Genomic DNA, 18,396 nt, shown 5'->3' with positions numbered 1-18,396 from the left:
AAGGGCTCGGAGCGGAAAGAGGACGGGGCGAAACTTTATATCATGCGCGCCCCGCGAGGGTTTGGCCGGGCGCTTGTTTTCTCGCGCGATGCGGTAGCACAATCGGCTCTGTCATTCGACCGCGCGTTGCGCACCGATGGAGACCACCGCCATGCAGAAGGACATCGAAGTAGGCGATTACCTGCTCGCCATGCAGGCCGTATCCAGGCCGATCGAAGCCGACGGCGACGAGGAGGCGGCTCCGTCCGAGGGTTACGCGATTCGCGTGCGCGTGACGCGGCTCGACCGCAAACCTGTGCACGGATCGACACTCGCCGACGACTCGGGCGAAATGACGGGCGATCACGGTCCTTTCGAGACGGTCGCCGAGGCGATCGCGCATGGCGAGGCGTGGGGACGGCATTACGTCGCGCGCGTCCTGGGGCACGCGGTGTAGCGGCGAGGGCCGCGAAAGAGGGGAAGCGTTCCCCGCGTCAGGCGGGTGCAGCGCGACGGCGGGCATCGCTAGACTCTGGTTCATCGACCGGACCATCGCCGAGGTTGCCATGACGCCCGTTGCGCTCTACATCACCCCGAACTACATCGCGTCGGTGCGAGGCGGCAAGACGCGCGACTGCTTCGGCGGAACGGTGCGGTTCATCGGCGTGGATGCGTTGCCGTTCGATATCGAACACGTCTGCCTGCTTGATCGCGATACGGCGATCGAGGCGCTGTTTGATGCGGTGAGGGACGCGGAGCGGTTGTTGAATGCGGTGTGAGGGTGTCGTTCAAGATTTCGGAAGGCGGGTCGTTATTACGGTGACCCAATCCTTTACCGAAAACCTGATCCACGAATGGCACTGAAATCCCTTGCAAGCGCAGTCGCGTTGTCCTTGTTTCTCTCCGGCCTAAATTTTCCTCTCGATGCGTTGTCACGACAGCGACCAAGGATCAACTTTCCCGCCTTGGATGACGAAGTGCTTCGCATCGGAACCCGGCTCGAAAAAGCGCCAGTCTTCCTCGTCTGATGCGCCGTCCGTCACGACGCCCAGCTCAAGCTGTCGCGACATCGATATGTAGACGTTGCCGTTCTCGCCGACCGCAACGCGCTCGACAACGAATGGACCGTCGTTGGCAATGAGGTCTCGTATCTGCTCGAGCGTTGCGCGCGTGCGATCGTCGGAAACCGCGAAATCCGGGGAGTTGGCGAAGACCTCGCCCGCCCGCTCGATGGTCCAGGCACATTGGATGTGCAGGGCCCAAGTGCCCACGCGCTTGACGGTCCCGCGCGCTGTCGTCATTTCCCGAAGGGGGCCGAAGTGCAGCGTCAACATATCCGCCGCACGTCCCGCACCGCTGAGCTCCAACCCGTTTAGGGCCGAAAGGCGCTGCATGATTTGTTCGCGGGTAGTAGCCATATCAGACGCTCCCGTCAAACAGATCCTGGGCGCGTTCCATAAGTCCGTGGTAATTCATTTCGTCATCGTCCTGTATGTCATCATGGAGTTGTCTTGCCTGCTCCTGACTCAATCCAAGGGCCTTGACCACCGCCCTGAACTGCTTGTTTTGTGCCTGATTATTGCCTGGTCGACCATCGCCGGCCGCAAATTCCTCTTTGTCAACGACCGGTGCGATTTCGCTGTATTCGAACGGCTGAGCGTCATCAGTCAATGAACCGCTCCCGTCCGAGTCGCCCAAGCTCTTCAGCATTGAGTCGTCGCCGCTGTCACCACTAATGCGGATGACGGCGGTGGCAAGCTCGCCATCGGGTAGCAAATCTCCCGGCTTGGCGCGCCAGGCGGCCATGCAGTCGTCGGCGAAGAGTCTTGGTTGCGCCGGGCGCTCATGGTAAGAACCTGCGCTTGCTATGCGCGGCGCGGCCTTGAATAGCTGTGATGGCGTGAAAGTCACCGACCGCGGCCGGGGCGTCCCGCCGCCGCGACTGCCTTGCAAGCCGCTGCTCGGTGGCTCCGGTATCGTTACGAGTTCGCCCCGCTCGATAGCACGCTTCACCTTCCAACGCGCAATCGACGGATCGGCCTCGTCAATGCTCAATAGCTCTCGAAGCTTCGCCATAACGGCCTGATCGCGCATCCAATCCGAAGAGGCGGCTAGAAGCTCGCGTCCGCTCGCGGCGGCTCGCTCCTCTGCGGCCCTGCATGTGAAATGAACGTCGCGTCGCCGACGCAGTGTCAGCTTCCAACTCGCCAGCCGAATCTCTTGGGGCAATTTCCGTCTCTCTGCGTTTCCGAGGGCGATATCCGTAGCATGTCTAAGTAGTTTAGCGACTGCACGGTCCGGCGGGCAAACGGGCCGCAATGTTTATTGATCAGGCGCAGACGTGTGAAGCGGACGAATGTTCGGCCTTTCCGAGTTCGAAGCGCGACTCAGCCTGAAATAACCTGCGCCCCTGCATGCGCTCCGTGAGAAACTCTGCCCAGTCGTACCGGAACCGATATTTCCTCGGGCCCTGGCAACGCGTTCCGCAAACAAAAAACCCCGAGAGCCTTACGCTGTCGGGGTTGTTGTCGAATCTCGAGTCGAACGCAAACTACTTGGTGCCGGGGACCGGAAACGTGCGGCCTTGTGTGGCAACGCTTTCCGGCTTTGTGTGCAGAAAATGTGCGGTCTCTCATGCGCGAGAGACCAAGAGCCTGTCTACCGCTTCAATGGGAATCGAACCCAGAGCGTTGATCCGCACGCCGTTGGCTACGAGGTGATTACGGACCGTCTGTCTACTGCGCCCAAGCATGTCGGCCGCTTGGGTAATGGTGACATGCGCCGGTCGTGGGTGGCGGGCCGCATAGAGGGCAACCGCCTTAACCGCGATGTCGAGTGCTTCGTGTTCTGTCATGTGCTCCTGTTGGAATGAATTTGCTACCCCGCCCGCCTTTTACCGGCGCTGCTCCTACGGGGCTTCTTTTCGCACCCCGTCTCTTGTATAGCGCGACCGATGCACGCCTTTAGGTCTCTCCAGTTATCGTCTTGCCACTGCTTAATCGCTCGTTCGTCCAGTCGTAGCTCCTCAATACTCAGCGTCCTCCCCGGTGGTACAGACGGCCCGCTGACAAATTCCCTAATCTCGGCAAAGTTCTTGGCGCGCATAATGCGTTCTTGCAGCACGTTACGCGAACGCTTCGGGCTAATCACCTCGCCGTTATCGTTCTTGCGCTCCCCGTACTCTCCCGGGATAAATATGCTGTCCCACATTGTTTTATTGGCGAGATTCCAAATGAACGCCTTAAGCTCCGTGATTGCGGGCGCAACCTCCAGCGTTACCGCCTTGCCCGTAACCGGGTTCTGCACCGTGGTTCCCTTGACGTTGTAGCCGCGCGGTCCCTTGAGGTTGGCGTACACCTTCTTACCGTCTCTACTCGGACGGTGGAACACCTCAACCGTAAAGGGCTTGCCGAGGAGTTGGACCATGTGCGTAGAGGTACCACCGTGCGCCGCGTTCATAGCCGCAAAGAGCTTGCTAAACATCGATTCGTAGTCAAACGATAGCGTTTCCTGCACGGTGGTACGGTGCGGTACCAGTAAGTCGGCGTCCGCTAACTTACGCGGCTCGTAGTTCGGCCCGGACAGTTCAAACACGAGGTCTACCTTTTCGCGGTCACGCTTACGACCCTCAAACTCCTCCTCATGCTTGCCGAGTTCGAAGTAACCAACGAGACGCGCTCCAGCGAAACCCGTGGGCGGCGGAACGTAATCGTTTGAGACCACAGGAATACGCATATCCGGGCTGGTCTTGGCGGCTTCTGCGATTAGGGCGGCAAGGTCGTAGGGGCGTTGCGTGTCGGTCATGGGTGCTCCTGGTAGGGGCCGATACGCTACACGCGAATAGCGAACACCGCCATTATTATTTTGAGGTACTAAAAGAGTGTCACTAGGTAGTCCGATGTACATACACCAAGTGTGCACCCCCTATGCTATCCGCGAGATTTGCCGGCCAGCACGAGAACGGAGTAATCCCAAGCGCGCGTATATTGCGCGCCTATCAGCAATTTCTGAGGGACTTCGCCCGCTTCGCAGAATTAGAAGACATAATAGAGGTCGTGAGCTTGCTCTGGCGGGACGCTAAAACGGCTGCGCCTTTTCTTTCAACTTTGAGATTGAAATAAATGAAACCGCGAGTGTTCATTGGGTCGTCCGTCGAAGGTTTAGATATTGCTTACGCTGTTCAGCAAAATCTGCTGCACGACGTCGAGGCAACGGTGTGGACGCAGGGAGTGTTTGATCTTTCCGACACGACTATTGAATCGTTGACCTCCGTATTGGAGAGCTCGGACTTTGCCGTATTCGTATTTAGTCCCGATGACGCAGTTAAAATGCGAGACGTAACGCATAATGCAGTGCGAGACAACGTTCTCTTTGAGTTCGGACTCTTTATTGGGAAACTTGGCAGATCGCGGGTGTTTTATATCGTTCCCTCGGACGTCGATTTGCATATTCCGAGCGATCTTTTGGGCATAACTCCCGGCAAGTTCCCGAACAGTCGGAGTGACAATAATCTGCAAGCTGCTACAGGTCCCGCGTGCAATCAGATGCGGAAGCAAATTCGTGCTCTGGGGCTGCTTAACCCCCAGATGGTCAAGCCTGACGAGCCTAAGGAGACCGCATCCGAGCCGGCGAAATATGCGTGGGTTACGTCGGTCATTAACGAAGACTATGTCGATGCGGACGAGAAAATAAAAGCAGCTATAAAAGAAGGTAGGCCTGAAGTCGAGGTTCAGGGTTTGCACGAATGGCAATGCTACGTCGAATATAAGCGCGATCCAAGCACCGGGATCGATTCAATAGTTTCATTGTTTCAGGCAAGGCGAGATGATCCAGATAAGATACAACTTTTGTGCCGTTTTTTGCTCTGGGAGGGCTTTGGAGGTAAGGCGCTCGAATTGGTTGATACTCTAGACGACCGCGTCAAAACAAACCCGGTTTTTAAATCCGTCTTATCAGACTGTTTTTCCGCAATAGGTGACGAAGTGTCGGCGGAGGCCGCGCTGGTTCCAGCGCACGGCGCTAACGTCGATCTGGCGTGTCAATTGGCGGACAAATATACAGAGAATGGCGAGCATACAAAGGCTTTTGGAGTAGTTCGAACGGCTTTAACGTCCTTCCCTCATGATGAGCGATTGCTAAACAAGTGCGCGCATGCGGCCATGAATCTGAATGAACATAGGATTGCCGCTCATCTATTCCGAAGAATAACATTTCGGCATGCCGATAACGCGGATTACTGGGGATATCTCGGAAACTGTTGCTTAGAATTGAACATGCACGACCAAGCGCTTACTGCGTATCGGCATGCCGATAAGTGCGCTGGAGGAAACGCGTCTTGGATTCAGGCGAATATCGGAAATCTTCTATCGAACTCAGAGTTGCCAACAGAGGCGATTAGCTACTTGAAGCAGGCGCTCGTTATCGATGAGGAGTCGGAATATGCGCACGATAGACTTGCGAGGGCCATTACGGGAAAAAAGGAGCGGGAGAAAGCACTGGATACCGCATGCGCTGAGGGCCGCAAGCTACTACGCGACTGGAAGGACTCGGGCGACGGGGGCAGCGCTGCCGTGACGGGTTTGCTTTCGGGCCTTACGTTTCCGATAAATATGTAGGGGCTCGCCGCTCTCGGCAAACGCGAGCACTTAGAGGCTACGGGCCGCCCACGACGCTTTTGCAGCCTGTCCGACGGCATCCACCAATGGTTACCCAAGGACTGCAGCGGTGTCGAACAGGCCCGTAGCCTCCAGTATCCCCTGATCGTTTGTCTCCGGTCGCTGCTGGAGCATCGCTGCGGCATCCCGGCCCGCCTCGTCCCACGCGGCCTTACCGGCTATCTCTGCGACTTTGGGCCAGTCGTCCTTCGATACCGACTCGGATAACCACACACGTAGCGCAACCCGCTTGCCGTCCACCTTGACCCGCATACGTCCGTCGCTCTCGTTTATGATCGTGCGACACATGCCACGGTAATGCACCGTACGAGCCGGACCAAAGGTAACCTTGTGGATACCCGCCCCAAAGGAGTACACGGTAGCGTCCTCGGCCTCGGGCTTGCCCGCCATGATCAGCCTGCGCATTTTCGTGAGCGTGTTATCCGTGTTGCTAGGAAAGTACCCCGCCTGTGTGAGCGTCTCGTACATCGGCTCGGTTTCGTAATCCTCCAGCGGGCGGACCAGACTTGCTTATCACCGCCTCGCCATCGGCCCGGATACCCCCCAAGAACGATCGATAAAGGGTGGTCACGACGGGCCGCATAGAGGGCAACCGCCTTAACCGCGATGTCGAGTGCTTCGTGTTCTGTCATGTTCTCCGTTCAGGAGCGTGCAGGGTGATCAATGGGTTGAACGCTTCAGGCCGCCGAGGTGTTCAATTTTGGGTGTAAGTTCGAACCGCTCGCCCTGTCCCCGGCAAGGCATGATGGATTCGCTGCATAAGCCGACCTATCCTTGAGTAGCACGCACTGGTGTAGGAGGGGGCCATGTGGGAACAGATTGTTGGGAAAGTCACGGGCTGGCTTCCGACAGACTGGCGAACCGGGATAGCGAAAGGTGCAGTCGTGCTAACGCTCGTTACCGTCAGTGCGCTTGCAGTCTGCCTCGTCTTGCTCACTATCATTCTCGCGTTCGAATTACTGCTAGGGCGGGGCGTCAAGACTGAATATTTCGAAATCCCAGATCGCGCGATTGAGAACTGCAAGATACTATCTCCGCATGTGGACACGCTGACAACAGCGGTACGCGACGAGCAAAACGCTTTGTCATCGCTCCAAGCCGACCTCAACAAATATCAGGCTGACTACGAACGGATCTACGTGAACGAACAAAACCCTATAGGCGCGAGTGAGTCGCTAAGTACGATCCTTAAGGATACCAAGGCGCAGATCGCGGAGCATCAAAAATCGCTCGGCACGAATGTGCAGTCTTTAAAAGAGGAAGTGGATAAGTTAAACAAAGGTTGCAAGTGATAGAGGGCCGGGCTACGTCACGCCGCAATAACTCGCTTAGCTCGTTCCTCGACCCGTTTTACGGTCTCCGCTGTGGCGGCCATTAGTCCGGCCCGCTTGCTCGATTGGCGGGCACTTGCTAGGGAGTGCGCGGCCTCGTCCAACGTGGCGAACTCGTTAATACCCATTCCCCGAACCGCGAGAAAATCCACTAGCCGTATAGCCCGGTTCGGCATTTGCACTAAGACCCGATGCCAAAGCAACGCGGTACTAGCATTCGGGTCCGGAACATACGGGTATTTAGTCCATCCGTCCGAACCACCGCTGCGCGTAGTACTCGGCCGGATTTTGCGAGGATCAAAAACGCTGATACCGTCCAGCTCTACCTTAATCTTCGAATCCAGCGAGATAACGTTCAGGCCCGTCTTACCGGCCACGATAGTTTTGGCAATGTCCATTCCTGTGTTTATCTGAGAAACGCCGTAACCGTTAGCCTTTAGGACCGGAATAACGAATATCTCCTTTGCTTTCGCTCCTAAAGCGGAGGGCATACTCAGCCGATTAGCCGAGAATTTACTCACGCCGAGCAACGATTGAACGATTAGAGCTAACTCGGCCCGTGTCTTACTTGCATCCTTTGGATGCTCGCAAAGATAGCACGCAAGCTCTCCGGCCCAATTTTTAGAACCGTCATTCTCATAAACGGTAACCTTAGCGGTTATGTCGACGCCTAACTGTGCGGCCTGCGCTTCTGCTTTATTCGCTTGCTCGTTAAGGTTGTGCTGCGCACTGACCCCGGTCAGCGTCTTAAATGTCCGTGTCAATACGTTTCCTTACGATAATGTAATTTATGTGAGCTCCAAGAATCGCAGAAACTGTTACCTGTCACAAGTCGGAAAACAGCGGCTAATCACCCGCAAACCCTTGTCCAGTAAGGGCCGAGGTACCGAAAACTATTACAGGTAACAAGTTCTGACAAACACCATGTTCTACTAGGTATCTGTGCTCTGTGTTACGGGCCGGGTCTACAAAGAACTTGTCCCGTCTCGGCGTGCCCACCGGGTCTAGGTAGTCGATGGATATCTGTCTACGTTTCACCCTGTTGGTTAGGCTGATAATGTCCGAGGACTTGGCCCTGACCGATTCATACCAAATCCAGAAGTCATCCGGTAATGACTCGTAGAACACGGGCTAATCCTCGTTCCAATGATGGCCCATGTCTTTAGGCGTACCGTCTAGGTTAGCTCCGTACTTAACCTTGTAGCCCATATCCCTATTAGTCTTGTCTACGTGACAGCTAGTGCACAGCAATTGACAGTTACTATCATCCTCGGTACCGCCGTCCTTCAAAGGGATAATGTGGTCAACTTCACCACGTCTAACGACAACGCTGCAACGTCTGCACTTAAATCCGTCCCGCTCTCTGATCCGGTCGTTACGCTTAAGGCGTGCCGAACCGCTAAGGCGCTTATCTGGACTGCCATAATCCACCCTACCTCTACGCTTGGTAACCGTAGTGCTAACTGGCTTATCGGTTGCACAGTGCGGACAGCGCCACTCCATGCCCACAGGTTGCCATTGCGGGTGCTTATCGCATTCGCTCATTGTTAATCCTTGATTAGTTACAAGCTCGACCATAACTTTATAAAAGTACTTGGCCAAAGCATGACGAGGGCTATAGAACGTCCGATATTTAGGCAGGTCGGTTAGATGTTGTGATATACCAACACTCAGCCATAGGATTATCTATTGCGGCCTAATCCTGATACAACTACCGGGGGGTATGCTGAAATCTTAAGCAATTCGACCTCGAATCCGACCGGTCAGACTTGTTAAATCGCTAAGTCCAAATAAAAGTAGAGATTAAGCTCTGGGCGCAAAATAGCGCAGATTGGCGTTAGCAAGATTAAGGCTTTACTTGACGGAAAGTATCCAATTGACCAACACATCGCCGTAGGCTGTCACAAGCGTTCCGTATAGTCCGACAGAAAAAATACGCCACTCCAAAGCGGAATAGTCCTCCGACAGAAGGCTTATTTTCTTATCTTCCTTAACCTCTATGAGATTTTTAAGCAACTTATTGCGAAATTTGGATAGCTGTTTAAATTGCGCAACAGCAACCAAAAATAACGCAAGTGCGCCCGATCGATGAAAAAGTTGAGGGCTTCCTCTCCATAAATCGATAATCAGAAAAAAAGCGGGAATTGCGCAGGCGGCGTAGACCAATTCAAAGCATGACCGGTAGAGATTCGGGTCCGCCACTGTCTCTTTGAAGTCGTTGTCCATGCTACCCCCCCCAACTTAGTTGCGCGCGATAGTGCAGGGCATCAACAACGATAGCTGACTTCTCTTGTGCGCGCGCGCAACGCGCACGAGGCTAGAACGGGCCGGAATTCCTCCCGGCTACTCGCCTATTACCTCAGCCCCCGCGTCCGCCCCTGGTGCAAATGGAGCGGCATTCCGAACGCTTTAGTAATCCACAATCCCCGTCGATTCTGTTGCATTCCATCGGCTTCCATTTCAGGGATCGTTTTGCAACGCCTCTGAGAGGGCAGATAGCCGCCGCCCGGTCCAACAGAGCCGTATGGGCCGGTTCGATGCGCGTCGAACGCCCGCGAGGAGCGGAAGCGCTCCCCACAGGTTGGACAGATGTTGTTATCGTTGCTCTGGCGCACGGCGGGCTTCCTCATGCTTGCTCTGATACTCCCGAGCCAGCGCGTAGAACTCGCTAGCGGACCGCAACCGGGCCATGCGGTGGGCGTGGGTCGTGGGTCGGAAAACCTTGCGGCCTTTGCTATCTCGGAGGATTGCCATACCCGCCCGCGCCATACGGACCTCGTGCTTTCCCGCGCGGATGCATGCCTGAGCTACGGCCAACTCGTACCCGTTCCGCATATGCACCGTGTCAACCATGCGGCCTAGTCTGAGGTCCATCTGTGCAGCATTCTGGCCGTCCGTTACGTCATTCCAATCCGGTCCGAGACAGGCATCGTGGATGGAAACGCGAAGCTCGTCATTTCCGAGCGGTACCCGGCGCTTTCCGTTGTGGCGGGACAGCGGGAGGTCAAGCGCACGCGCCAAGCGGCTAAGGTGTCGCCGCTGTGCGTTGTAGTCCTTCAAGTAACTCATGCGTGCAATCTCGGCGCGAATGTCGCGCACGCCACAAGCTCGCCCGCCGCCTCGGGCGGTAGGTCTAGGTCTCTGCACAAGTCGCGCAAGCCCTGTAGTACCGGCTCAGAAAGACCAACGTCGATGCGGCGGTGGGGGATTGCTCCGGAGACGTCAAACTTTGGGTCTGCAATGCGTACCAACTGCGACGCCTTAATACGGAAGTAGCGCGCAAGCGGAACTCCCGCCTGCTTTGCACCCTCAATAAGACGATCATATGCGGCCAAGCTCAAACTTTGGGTCTGCAATGCGTACCAACTGCGACGCCTTAATACGGAAGTAGCGCGCAAGCGGAACTCCCGCCTGCTTTGCACCCTCAATAAGACGATCATATGCGGCCAAGCTCAAACGAAAGGCCGTGTCCGAGTAATGCCCGCTCACTCGTCGCACTCCGCGATTTGGCGTTGGAGGAGGCGGAGCTTGGCCTGTGCAATTTGCCGATCATTGCGGGCAATCTCGGCGCGGAGACTTGTGTTATCCGCCTCGGCACCCTTGATGAACGTGTTAAGCGATTCGTCCGACATGTGCTCGTCAAGTACGTATTCGAATTTCATAGTTATCCTTAAGTTAGGTCGGACGGCACGGTGCCGTCCGATTTGTCTTACCGCTATTTGCTGCTTAAGCCGAGACCGGCGCAGCGGTCTCGAATGCTGCGCCGTCCACGAACGACCAATCGGCATACTGAAGACCCCGAATAGCTTGCTGACCCGACTGGAACATGCCCGTCTGAACGGGCGTAACCGTGCCCGTACCATCATCGACCGGGAACATGCCCGCCGCTGTAATGTCCAGTTCGGCGGTCCCCAGGAACGCGAGAACCCGCGCAGCATCGACCACGAACAACTTACCAACCGGGACACTGTACGAGCAGATTGCGGGCATACCGCAGTAGATACCGCCCTTGGCGGTGATTTGCGTTTCGCTCGCGCTGCGGAGGCGCACTGCCGTAAGCGGATTAACGAGGACGCTCGCGGTGGTAAGGTCGCCAGCGAACGCCTCCAAGCCTTCGGCAAACGACGCAGCCTGCGATGCCACAGCACCAAGGCCCGTAGGAGTAACGCCGTCGCGAGCCTGACCGCCGAGGAATGCCTTATCGAGACCGCGACTCAACGCACGCTGAAGCTGCGCCGCAATGAGCGCCTCCGCCGCGTCACCGGACATGCGGATAAGCTCTGCTGAGAGGACCGTGATAATTCCGACCTTGCGTTGGTTAGTCAGGGTGACGCCAAACGCACCTTGGTACGCCTGCACGGGCATGTGCTCACCGACAAAGCTAGCGGTGATCGGCACGGTTTCCACGTTCACACGGGCAAGCGCGGGGACGCGGGTAAGACCTTGGAGTTGGCCGAGAATTGAGTTGCTAAAGACAGCCTGGACGAACTGGTCCCGGCTCAAGGTTTCCGCAGCCAGCACGCCTGTGTTCTCCATACCCATCGGGTTTTCGAGGGCTTTTACTACCTTGTTGATACCTGCCGCCGCACCCCATCGGCTTTCAGCGTACGCCGCGCCTTGAGTTTCGTTACCACCAGTAATTGCGCGGAGAATCAGGCGGCGGATGAAAATGTTGTGGTTCGTGTTCTGCATATCGGTTACTTCCTTATTGATGTGGTTGATTTGAACTGCTGCGCGGGCCGGTTGATGGACAACGGCCTTAGTCTCGGCGGGTGCCGCGACGGGTCTCGGTGGTGCGTGCTCTACGGCTCGCGGTTCAATGCCGAGGCTCTTGAATGCGCTAATGAACGCCTCGGGATTCGCCGGGATCGCTACGAGGGAAAGCTCGTGTACCTCTGCGGATTTGAAGTTAAGACCACCGTCCGCGTTTGGTTCCGACTTGATAGGCCGAAATCCAAGACTCACGCCCTCGATAAGGCCGGACTTAACGCTGTGCCAAGCCTCGTTGGTCCTCGTCTGCACCGTTCCCGGCTCGTCCACCTTGGGGATAGTCGCTTTGAACGGGAGACCTCGGGCCGTAGGCGTACCAAACTGGACGGTCCCTACAGGGCTTGCATGATCGTGATTCAGAAGGAGCGGAACCTCCTTTGCGAACCGGAGGCCCATAGGGTCCACTCGGTCCTTAACCCGGTCCAAAGCTGGGGTGCTCGCCATGCCCTCAATCTCGCGCCGTTCCTCGCGGACGGTCTTAATTGTGATTGCGGAAAATGCGTTGGTTTTCATGTACTCCTAAGCAGATTGTAGATAACGATCCGGAATTTCATCGACTAGCCCATTGGATCAGTCGGCGGGCCGCCTACGGGTAAGGCCGTTAGGCCGAGGTTGCTACGATTTCCCCGCCTGCAAGCGCGTAGCGATTTGCGTAGGCGGTAACTTGGCCGTCCGGCATGGCCTCAACGAGCTTATCCTCGGCGTAATCCCTCGGGTCTTGCCCCGCAGCGGGCAGGCCTTCAATCGGGATTGCCTGCGTGTACAAGGCCCACTTACCCGCCGCGTATGCCTCGGCGGAAAGGAAAGACGAAACGGTAGCAGTCGTGAGATTGGAACCGGCGTAATCAATCTGCACCTGAGTAACCACGTGCACCGTCGCAACCGCGCCCGTAGAGGGCGTTACAAAATCCTTTTTAATCAATTAGTAAGCTCCGTAGTAGACGTACCCTTGTACGTAAGTGTCATAGGTTGCTGAATTTTTCGACGCCCACGACCACGAAACCGTACCGGTAGTCGTGTCAATCGAAAAGGTTGGGTGGATAAGGCCGCCCGAGAGGTAACCTATGTACGAGTCCGGTTGCACGGAGATAAAGCCGCCTTGCTTCATGCGGTCATCCTGTACGCCGTCGTTAAGGCCGCCCGCGAGTTGCTTCATGCCGATAAAGCGCATAACGCGGTGGGAAGCGTCCAGCACCAAATTACCGGACGCGTCCCAAATACGTAGTCCGGCGGCCATCAGATTTGCCCGTTACGAGACATGTACAGGAGCCCACCCTGTCCCATGAACCGCTGGGTAATGCGTTTATCGATAAGGGTCTGTATTGCCGGGGCGAGGGCTACGAGGTCCTCCTGCGTCAAACCGCCGCCGTTGCCCGCCAAGCTCAATTGCACATGGTTGGTAACCGAGGTACCGCCGCCTCCGCCCGAGCCTACCGCACCGCCAGTAGCGAAGTGTTGCGCTTGGCCCGAGTTAATCGACTCCAGCAACGAGCGGTACTTACGTGTGCTCGCGGCATTAACCACAAACTCCCCGTTAGAGAGCATGGCCGGTATCGAGTCGCTAGTACCCGTACCCGCTCCGCTAATGTGGCCGCCCGTAGCGAACCCGGGCAGGCTTAAGCCCATAGACGAACCGATAGCGCGGAATGCCTGCATCTCGGCCATGTGGAGCGCAATTTTCGCCATGTCCGCGAGCACCGAGGAGGTGAAGGAGGAAAAGCTAAATTTGCCCTTGGTCACAAAATCGTCTAACTGAGAGCTAGCCGTAGACCACACGGACCCGAAACCCTCGGACATAACCTGCGCCGCCGTCTTGCCGTTACCGCTAAGCTGGACAATCTGGAGGCCCATTTGCGCGTTGAAGCTCTCCCGGAGGGCTTGCTCCCTTGCCAAGTGGTCCCGCAGTAACGAGAGTTGCGCGTTATAGCCGTCCGAGGCAATCGCAAGCTTTGCGTTGTACGTCTCTTGGTCCGTCCTCGCGGAGTCGTATTCCTCCTTGAGGCTCGCCACGGCCTGATAGAAAGACTCGCGGAGCCGGAGTGCAGCATCGAACGCTGCCGCTTGGTCCGAGGTCATAAACCGTGTTGCGTCCTGCACCTCATACGCCGAGGAGACACGTTGCACCGCCGCCGCTTGCTGCGTTCTGTACTTCTCTACCTGCTCCTGTCGTTTTTTAAATTGCTCGGCAATAGCTCGGGTGTAGTCGTTCTCGGCCTTGAGTCGCTCGGCCTGGAGCTTTTGCAACTCACCCAAAGCGGATTGGCGGGCGGCAAGTTCCGTCTTTCCTGCCGCAAGCTGCACGCGCTTTTGCTGGATCGCAATTTCCTCGTCGTACGCCTTGACGTTGATATCGCGCACCTTGCCGTAGTAATCCTGATACTGGAGCCGCCCCGTATCAAAATCGGCCTTGGCCTGCGCCAACGCGTCCCGCCGCGCCGCCTCAATGGCCGTCATACGGTTCTTTTCCTCGGCAAGGGCACCGTTGATAGCCGTATTCGGGTTGCTGTGGTGGCCGCGCGTGGACTTGGCGTAGTCCTCGTCAATCTTTGCTACGTTGTCGTAGTGCCGCTTGAGGGCCGATTGGTAGTCCGCGCTGTTCTTTTCTAGGCCCTTGGTAGCCTTAGCGAAAGCCTCGTTTTCGGCGGTAAGCTCATTGGTATGTTTCTGGCCGGGGCTCGCGTACTTGTCCGAGTTCAGGTACGAGGTAACGGCTACCTTGGCGTCTCCGCCCTTGGCCGCTGCCTCCTTAGCCTTTTGGGCCTTGAACTCCTCGGCCTGTTGGTTACGGAGTACGTCTAGCTTTTGCTTTTCTACGGAGAGTTGCCGCTCCGCCGCCGTGGCCGCCGCAAGGTTACCCATGCGCCGCTGATCGTTGATATTGCGCTGCGTGGCCTCAACTACCGCGAGTTGGTCTCCAACCTGCTTAGTGATACCGTCCGGGACCCCGATACCTGCAATCGCGTTCTTGACGCGCGCAATGATGTTGGCCCAATCGGTCCACCACTTTTGCACCGCGCCCATGTGCTTATCCGCGTCCGCCTGAATGTCCGCGTGCGCGCCCACGAGGCCCCGCATAATTACTCCCGTAGCGCCTGCGGTGTCCCCGAGCTTAACAAAACCCTCAATCTCCTCAATCTGCGCCGCGTTGAATGTGTGGTGGGATTTCTGATACTCCTCAAGCCACTTAATAACGCCGTCTTGAATCTTTGCGAGGGACTCAGCCGCCTTATCCGTACCGATACCAATATCGGACGACATAGCAAGGGCCGCTTGTGTGGCGAGTTGGAGATTGTCCGCAGTAAATGCGCCCGTGGCCGCGACCTGCGCGAGAGCCTCCCGGGCGTTGCTAAGGCCTGCGTACGTGGTAGCGAGGCCGTTGGACATTGCCACGAGTTGCTCGGTAGACAACCCGAGGTACCCACCCGTAGCCGCGATAGCCTTATTGAACGCCTCGGCTTGCTTTGCACCTTCGTGTATTTTCTCAAAGAACAGATAAGCCGCGCCTGCCGAAGCCGTGAAGGCCAAACCGAGCGGGGACATAATCAAACGCATAACGTCCATCTGCTCCCCGAGCACCATAAGGGACCCGCCGAACCGAGACCACGAACCTTGCGAGGCCTCGTGGGCCAACACCATAAGCTCACGCCGGGAGGCGGTAGTGTTGAGGTTGAATTGGTGCGTGTGCTCGCTAGCTTGTTGGATAGCGTTAATGTATCCGGATACCGAGTCCGTAACGCCTAGTTGCGCGGCCCGGAGTTGTAGGATTTGGGCCTGCGTTTGGCCCGCCGTAGCCGCCGTGCGTTGGAGTTGGCTAACGAAGGAGTTAATCGCACGGGCCGAGCCGGCGGAGCCGTTCGTGGCCGCTTCTGCGATTGCCTCTTGAGCAACCTTTATGCGCTGTGCTGCTTGGTCCTGCGTTTGTTGGAAAGCTTGCGCGGATTTCCGGGCGCGGTCTAGTTCTGCCGTGTACCCTGAGGCATCGGCGGTCACTTTGACGGTAGTTCTTTGGTCCGCCATTAGTGCGCGACCCCCTTAATGTACGACTCAAGAGCGGTCTTGATAATCGCTGAGACGGCGCAATCGTGGCGCGCTGCGGATTCGCGCAACTGCTTGTGAAGCTCGGGCGGAATGCGCGTGCTGATTACTCGGCTGTCCGCGTACGGCGCGTCCGGGACGTGTGTTTGTTTCATGAGTTAGTAACTCCTGTTTGTAGACAGAACGACAAAAGAAAACCCGCCTACGAACCCCTCGTGGGAAGGGCCACGCCGTAGGTGGGCAGGGTACCGAGCTTGCGCCCGGAATTTATGAAGGTGCTGTGGAATTAAGGTAACGACACCATGCAAGTCGCCGCGCTGTCACTCAACCTGTCGATCCTTACTTGCATGTTTCAGCGCGAACAACTTAAATGGGAGCAAACGGCGGTTTCGACCACAGGCGTGTAACGTTTAGATAACTCACTTCCCTAAGACGAATTGCGGGGATACGGCGATGTCAACTATCGCGGGCCAGCAGGAAAAAGTCCTAGATATCGTAGATGAAGCGTTGGTTAGAACCATTCGGATGGTAGGTTCCAAAAAGGTTTCAAACTAGCCCTGTCCCCGCCGTCCCCGTTCTGTACGGGGAAGTCCATGCGGGCTCTTGCGCGTTGCTAAACGCAATCGTCAAAAAAGCCCACGTTGGCGGGGTGGCAGTAGATTTGCACGAGCAATGGCTAGCCGAGAGCCTTACCAAAGCCCGAGAAAGTGTCCGAGCGATCGATCCGGCAGCAGTACCGGTTCGCATCAGGGCAGGCGTGCCAACCGACAATGTTTTCGAAACGCCGATTAACGACGCGAAACAAAGTCTCGTCCGCCAACTCTCCGGAGTGTTTCCCGCACTCGATCAGATATCCAAAGAGGGGCAACGTTACAACCTTGAAGGTCTTGAGGAGTTAGCGAGAATAAAAAAGCTAGCGGGCCAGATACAAAAGGAAATCAACAATTTCCGAAAAAATTGGCCGTCTGGGTTTCTGGATGACCCTCGTCAAGAACCAACAGACCGCACACAAGCGCGGGCGTGGACCGCGTGGTTTGTCGCGTTGCTTCTGGTGATCCTATTAATTCCCACATTATATTATTACAACGTCTACAAGCAGTCGTCGGCCCCATCGTTAATAGCGGCACGACCCGAAGTACAGGAAAAACTACACAGCGACGCCGCGACTATTCGACAACAAGCATCGGCACCAAATAAGGATCTCTTAGAAAGGTCAGTTGGAGTCGTTAAAAACGTCTGGGAGATGATTGACAAGGTGCCTAAGATTTTTGGGGCAGTTGTCATTGTTTGGGGGTTTGTTATGAAAATGTTTCAACGTACCCCTAATGCCAAAAGCATTGCTAAGACGGACTGACAAAAAGAAAACCCGCCCCGGAGGGACACGCCGTAAGCGGGCGGGTACCGAGCTTGCGCTCGGATTCGGGCAGATGGCGGCTAGCTGCGCTTTCTAACCTCTCTGCGAATTTGGATTATCAGCCGATGTAATTCGACAAGTTCGGCGGGCGTGTCTGCGGAGAGGTCCGCCACGCGCCGCACGTAGGCATCCGGGAGGGCAAGCGCGTACTGTTTGTTGTAGCATCGCTTGCATAGCCCCTTTGCGTGCGGCTTATCGGAACATAGTGGCATGGTACACGCGTGCATAAGGTATCTCGCAAACAAAATCGCCCACGGCTAACCCTGCTACTGCTGGCATAGATTAAGAACGCGGGCGGAGAGTTAGCGACGCAGGAAAGCGCCGCCAGAACGAACAAAGCCCCAGCACCCGCGAGGGCGTGGAGCTTGCGCGTATCTTGAGAGGTGGATTTATTTACTTGGCGCGTTCGGGGAGACTTTAGTCCCACTTGCGATACTCGCCAAGGCTTAGCCCTTTCCGGTTGAGGAGACCGTACTCGTCCTTGCTGCTATCTAGTTTCCCTTAGGCTCACATTCCCCTTGGGCGTCTAACGTAGCTTGCTGCTTACTCAATCACACGTTAAAGCCTTTGGCGGTCGGCTTGCTACTGACAGCGGTATATCTCGGCTTGGTTTTGCGTCCCAGCGTCGGACGGCTAGCTACTGATAGCGTTTGTGCTGCGAGTCGGTATCAGGCCCCGGCTACGGCTCAACTTCGTTTGCTGCGTGCTACGGGAAAGAATCCTAAACTACTTGTCTGAGCTTTGCCAGTACTTTGTGTTACGAACTAATTTCGACGCCGCGAGCATCAAGCCGGGCAGGCCTCACAGCCGCCTCGGCACGTCAGTGCAGCACAGTGAGCGAGGCGGGCAGGGCCGCGAGAGCTTGCCGTGCGCGTTGTTCCTCGGTGCCGTCCGGGTGGTACGCATCGGCCACGACGCACATACCGCCGTCCACAATCCCCGCGTGGTAGCGGTGGAGTTCCAAACCCTGACCGCGCAGGGCGTAATGCAGCGCTTTCCAGTTTGCGCGGGAGGTGTCGGCGGTGCGGATGATAAGGCGCGTGGTCATGGTCTGTCCTCGGTTCGGCGGCGGTTCTGTTCGTATTCGATCGGTTACTGCGGTCGGACGTAGTTTCGTGTGCTGCTGTATTCGGTGGCGTCCGGGCGGACCCGGATAATCTCCGGTAGGTTTGCCGCTGCTACCGAGTACCCC

At 56.5% G+C, this 18,396-nt stretch carries 19 protein-coding genes; 5 read left to right on the top strand and 14 right to left on the bottom strand.

Annotated features, from left to right (window positions below; all coding sequences use genetic code 11):
- Positions 1-151 precede the first annotated feature (151 nt).
- Complete coding sequence (locus ACEN42_RS10170) at positions 152-436, top strand: hypothetical protein (RefSeq protein WP_035506565.1); 285 nt, start codon at positions 152-154, stop codon at positions 434-436.
- A gap of 109 nt (positions 437-545) precedes the next feature.
- Entirely contained in the window at positions 546-758 is a 213-nt protein-coding gene (locus ACEN42_RS10165; RefSeq protein WP_035506415.1) for a hypothetical protein, read from the top strand.
- Between the two features lie 153 nt (positions 759-911).
- Here the strand turns inward: ACEN42_RS10165 and ACEN42_RS10160 are convergent, their stop codons facing one another.
- From ACEN42_RS10160 to ACEN42_RS10145, 4 genes are all read right to left on the bottom strand, one after another.
- Entirely contained in the window at positions 912-1,397 is a 486-nt protein-coding gene (locus ACEN42_RS10160; RefSeq protein ID WP_371879854.1) for a hypothetical protein, read from the bottom strand.
- 1 nt (position 1,398) lies between these two features.
- On the bottom strand, positions 1,399-2,073 hold the full coding sequence (locus ACEN42_RS10155; RefSeq protein ID WP_371879853.1) for a hypothetical protein: 675 nt from the start codon (positions 2,071-2,073) through the stop codon (positions 1,399-1,401).
- A 538-nt stretch (positions 2,074-2,611) separates the two neighbouring features.
- Complete coding sequence (locus ACEN42_RS10150) at positions 2,612-2,833, bottom strand: DNA-binding protein (protein WP_371879852.1); 222 nt, start codon at positions 2,831-2,833, stop codon at positions 2,612-2,614.
- A gap of 23 nt (positions 2,834-2,856) precedes the next feature.
- Entirely contained in the window at positions 2,857-3,783 is a 927-nt protein-coding gene (locus ACEN42_RS10145) for a hypothetical protein (protein ID WP_371879851.1), read from the bottom strand.
- Between the two features lie 317 nt (positions 3,784-4,100).
- Between ACEN42_RS10145 and ACEN42_RS10140 the strand changes: the two genes are divergently transcribed.
- Positions 4,101-5,594 carry a TIR domain-containing protein gene (locus tag ACEN42_RS10140; RefSeq protein ID WP_371879850.1) on the top strand — a complete coding sequence of 498 codons (1,494 nt, stop codon included), beginning with the start codon at positions 4,101-4,103 and terminating at the stop codon, positions 5,592-5,594.
- 90 nt (positions 5,595-5,684) lie between these two features.
- On the opposite strand, the gene ACEN42_RS10135 is transcribed toward ACEN42_RS10140, so the two are convergent.
- Entirely contained in the window at positions 5,685-6,122 is a 438-nt protein-coding gene (locus ACEN42_RS10135; protein ID WP_371879849.1) for a hypothetical protein, read from the bottom strand.
- Positions 6,123-6,460: 338 nt separating this feature from the next.
- Here ACEN42_RS10135 and ACEN42_RS10130 point away from each other — a divergent pair, with 338 nt between their 5' ends.
- Positions 6,461-6,946, top strand: coding sequence for a hypothetical protein (locus ACEN42_RS10130; protein ID WP_371879848.1), 486 nt, complete (start codon positions 6,461-6,463; stop codon positions 6,944-6,946).
- A 17-nt stretch (positions 6,947-6,963) separates the two neighbouring features.
- Here ACEN42_RS10130 and ACEN42_RS10125 read toward each other — a convergent pair whose 3' ends face one another.
- The 8 genes from ACEN42_RS10125 to ACEN42_RS10090 form a co-directional block, all read right to left on the bottom strand.
- Positions 6,964-7,749: a hypothetical protein gene (locus ACEN42_RS10125; protein WP_371879847.1), complete on the bottom strand. Its 786-nt coding sequence runs from the start codon at positions 7,747-7,749 to the stop codon at positions 6,964-6,966.
- A 367-nt stretch (positions 7,750-8,116) separates the two neighbouring features.
- Positions 8,117-8,488 (bottom strand): HNH endonuclease, encoded by a 372-nt coding sequence (locus ACEN42_RS10120; protein ID WP_371881106.1) that lies wholly within the window; start codon positions 8,486-8,488, stop codon positions 8,117-8,119.
- A 351-nt stretch (positions 8,489-8,839) separates the two neighbouring features.
- Positions 8,840-9,211, bottom strand: coding sequence for a hypothetical protein (locus ACEN42_RS10115; protein ID WP_371879846.1), 372 nt, complete (start codon positions 9,209-9,211; stop codon positions 8,840-8,842).
- Positions 9,212-10,470: 1,259 nt separating this feature from the next.
- The gene (locus ACEN42_RS10110) at positions 10,471-10,647 is read right to left on the bottom strand and encodes a hypothetical protein (RefSeq protein ID WP_371879845.1); all 177 of its coding nucleotides are present in this window, start codon (positions 10,645-10,647) and stop codon (positions 10,471-10,473) included.
- A 64-nt stretch (positions 10,648-10,711) separates the two neighbouring features.
- Positions 10,712-12,268, bottom strand: a complete 1,557-nt coding sequence (locus ACEN42_RS10105; protein ID WP_371879844.1) for an HK97 family phage prohead protease — start codon at positions 12,266-12,268, stop codon at positions 10,712-10,714.
- Between the two features lie 88 nt (positions 12,269-12,356).
- Entirely contained in the window at positions 12,357-12,677 is a 321-nt protein-coding gene (locus ACEN42_RS10100) for a hypothetical protein (protein WP_371879843.1), read from the bottom strand.
- Positions 12,678-12,992, bottom strand: a complete 315-nt coding sequence (locus tag ACEN42_RS10095; protein WP_371879842.1) for a hypothetical protein — start codon at positions 12,990-12,992, stop codon at positions 12,678-12,680.
- Positions 12,992-15,316: a phage tail length tape measure family protein gene (locus ACEN42_RS10090; RefSeq protein WP_371879841.1), complete on the bottom strand. Its 2,325-nt coding sequence runs from the start codon at positions 15,314-15,316 to the stop codon at positions 12,992-12,994. Before ACEN42_RS10090 ends, ACEN42_RS10095 begins: the two co-directional genes overlap by 1 nt.
- 1,084 nt (positions 15,317-16,400) lie before the next feature.
- Here ACEN42_RS10090 and ACEN42_RS10085 point away from each other — a divergent pair.
- Positions 16,401-17,144: a hypothetical protein gene (locus tag ACEN42_RS10085; protein WP_371879840.1), complete on the top strand. Its 744-nt coding sequence runs from the start codon at positions 16,401-16,403 to the stop codon at positions 17,142-17,144.
- 880 nt (positions 17,145-18,024) lie between these two features.
- Here ACEN42_RS10085 and ACEN42_RS10080 read toward each other — a convergent pair.
- Positions 18,025-18,252: a hypothetical protein gene (locus ACEN42_RS10080; protein WP_371879839.1), complete on the bottom strand. Its 228-nt coding sequence runs from the start codon at positions 18,250-18,252 to the stop codon at positions 18,025-18,027.
- Positions 18,253-18,396 lie beyond the last annotated feature (144 nt).

The organism is Caballeronia sp. S22 (genome assembly GCF_964261745.1).
GTDB classification, from domain to species: Bacteria; Pseudomonadota; Gammaproteobacteria; order Burkholderiales; family Burkholderiaceae; genus Caballeronia; species Caballeronia jiangsuensis.
Note: the sequence above shows the minus strand (reverse complement) of the source record. Positions and strands in the feature narration are given on the sequence as shown.